4 protein-coding genes are annotated in these 2,477 nt (G+C 62.6%); all 4 read left to right on the top strand.

The window, feature by feature from the left end; genetic code table 11:
- A partial coding sequence (locus VGP75_RS04565) for a biotin/lipoyl-containing protein (RefSeq protein ID WP_327542531.1) occupies positions 1-821 on the top strand: 821 nt, incomplete at its 5' end.
- Positions 818-1,462, top strand: coding sequence for a glutathione S-transferase family protein (locus VGP75_RS04560; RefSeq protein ID WP_327542530.1), 645 nt, complete (start codon positions 818-820; stop codon positions 1,460-1,462). The genes VGP75_RS04565 and VGP75_RS04560, both read left to right, overlap by 4 nt.
- The gene (locus VGP75_RS04555; RefSeq protein ID WP_327542529.1) at positions 1,462-2,322 is read left to right on the top strand and encodes a hydroxymethylglutaryl-CoA lyase; all 861 of its coding nucleotides are present in this window, start codon (positions 1,462-1,464) and stop codon (positions 2,320-2,322) included. The genes VGP75_RS04560 and VGP75_RS04555 overlap by 1 nt, the downstream gene beginning before the upstream one ends.
- On the top strand, positions 2,319-2,477 hold a 159-nt coding region (locus VGP75_RS04550), incomplete at its 3' end, for an enoyl-CoA hydratase-related protein (protein WP_327542532.1). The genes VGP75_RS04555 and VGP75_RS04550, both read left to right, overlap by 4 nt.

The following is a 2,477-nucleotide window of genomic DNA, read 5'->3' as shown; positions in this document are numbered from 1 at the left end:
TCCCTGCTGCTGCGCGTATTGATAGCGGCGTGGCGCAGGGAGACGAGATTTCGCCTTGGTACGACCCGATGATCGCCAAGGTGACGGTGCATGGCCCAGATCGGGCGGGGGCTTTGCGGTCCTTGTCGGCGGCGCTGGATGCCTGCCAGGTAGCCGGTACGGTGACCAATCTGGATTTTCTGCGCCGCTTGGCACGTGTGCCCGATTTTGTTGCGGGTGATGTCGATACAGGGCTGATTGCGCGGCATGGTGAAACGCTTGCTGCGGCGGTTGTCCCGACTGCGCGCGATATCGCGATTGCGGCTGTGACGGCGGCACGGTTGGCGGATAATCCGCTTACGGGGTTCACCCTGTGGGAGCCCTTGCCGCGGCAGATCCTGCTGCGGCAGGGAGATGTGGATATCGTGGCGGTGCTGCATATGCAAAGCGCGGATCAGTGCCGCGTGGACATTGACGGACAAGTCGTGTCGTTGCAGCGCCGCGCAGGGCATTGGGGTGCCCCAGCGGTTTTGCACCAAGGGCGCGTGACGGTTTTCGGGCAGCAAAGCATCAGTTTCGACGTTGTCGATCCGCTGGCGCGCAGCGGGGCGGCACTGGGCGGCGATGCCGTGCTGGCACCGATGCCTGGTCTGGTGCGGGATGTGGCCGTGCAGGCAGGTGACACCGTGCAAGAGGGGGACCGTATGGTGGTGCTTGAAGCGATGAAGATGGAGCATGTGCTGCGTGCCCCGCGCGGTGGCGTCGTCGCAGAGGTGCGCGTGGCCACGGGCGATCAGGTCACGGCGGGCGCATTGATGGTCCGGCTGGAGGACGCGGTATGATCCGGCTGCACCATTGCCCGCAAACCCGCTCGATGCGCAGCCTGTGGCTGTTGCATGAGTTGGGGCTGGATTTTGATCTCGTCACCTATCCGTTCGACAAGACCCTGCGGCAGGAACCCTACCGTTCGCTCAATCCGACAGGCCGTGTCCCGACACTCGAGATTGATGGTGTCGTTCTGACCGAAAGCGGGGCGATTGCCGAATATCTTTGCGAGCGTTTCCCGCAGGCGGGCTTGGGTCGCGACCCAAGTCACGCAGAGCGCGCACAGTGGTTGAACTGGATCCACTTCGCCGAGACGATCTCGCAGCATACTGCCGCCCTGACCCAGCAACATATCGCGCTTTATGATGACAGCATGCGGTCGCCGATCATCATGCAGTTGGAGGCGAAGCGCCTTCTGAAAACCTTGGGCACCGTGGAACTGGCACTGACAGGGGACTATCTACTTTCTGCTTTCTCGGCTGCCGATATCGGCGTGGGACAGGCGGTCTATATGGCCAGGCATTTCGTGCATCTGGATGACTTGCCCGCCTTGGCCGCTTGGTATGCCCGCCTTGAGGCGCGTCCCGCGTTTCAAAAGGCCTTGCCGGATGCCCCCGCCCTTTATGCCAAGGCGTTTTATCCGCCGTGGGAGGGGTGATGCGGGAGCACGTCCGTATCCATGAAGTCGGCCCGCGCGACGGGCTGCAGAACGAGCCCGGAGTGATCGCGGTTGCGGATAAAGTGGCCCTGATTGATCTGCTCAGCAAATCGGGTCTGCGCGATATCGAGGTGGGCAGTTTCGTCAGTCCGAAATGGGTGCCGCAAATGGCGAATTCCGATCAGGTGCTGGCGGGTCTGACGCCGCGTGCGGGGGTGCGCTATGCGGTTCTGGTGCCCAATATGCGGGGATGGGAAGGTTTTCTGGCCGCAAGGCGTGCGGATATGACGACGGAAATCGCGGTGTTCATTTCCGCCTCGGAGGGTTTTTCACAGAGCAATCTGAATTGCAGTATCGCGGAATCTGTCGCGCGGCTACGCCCTGTTGTGCGGGCGGCAGAGGGCGCAGGTGTGACCGTGCGGGGCTATGTCTCTTGCGTCACCGACTGCCCATTTGATGGGGCAACGGCGCCGGACGATGTGGCCCGAGCGGTTGAAATGCTGCGGGGTCTTGCGCCGATGCAGGTGTCTTTGGGGGATACGATCGGCAAAGGGACACCCGAACGTGTTGCCGCGACGCTGAAGGCGGTGCTTAACGTGGCACCCGCGGCTGACCTTGCGGGGCATTTTCATGACACAGGCGGGCTGGCTTTGGCCAATATCGGGGCTTCGCTTGATCTGGGGTTACGCGCCTTTGATACCGCCGTGGGTGGTCTGGGGGGCTGTCCTTATGCGCCCGGCGCACCGGGGAATGTGGCGACCGAGGCGGTCTTGGCGCTTTTGGCGCGTCTGGGATATGAGACCGGCGTTGATGCGGATGTGATCGCGCAGGCGGCCGAAATGGCAAGGGGGATGCGATGATAGAGCTGGATGTTGATGCGCGCGGTGTCGCGACGCTGGCCCTTGCGCGGCCTGAAAAGCACAATGCGCTGTCGCAGGCGCTGATTGATGATTTGACGGCAGTGGCCGCCAAGATTGCGGCGAACCCTGCGATCCGCGTTGTTGTCCTGACAGGG

It is taken from the genome of Yoonia sp. (assembly GCF_036007805.1).
Lineage (GTDB): Bacteria > Pseudomonadota > Alphaproteobacteria > Rhodobacterales > Rhodobacteraceae > Yoonia.
Note: the sequence above shows the minus strand (reverse complement) of the source record. Positions and strands in the feature narration are given on the sequence as shown.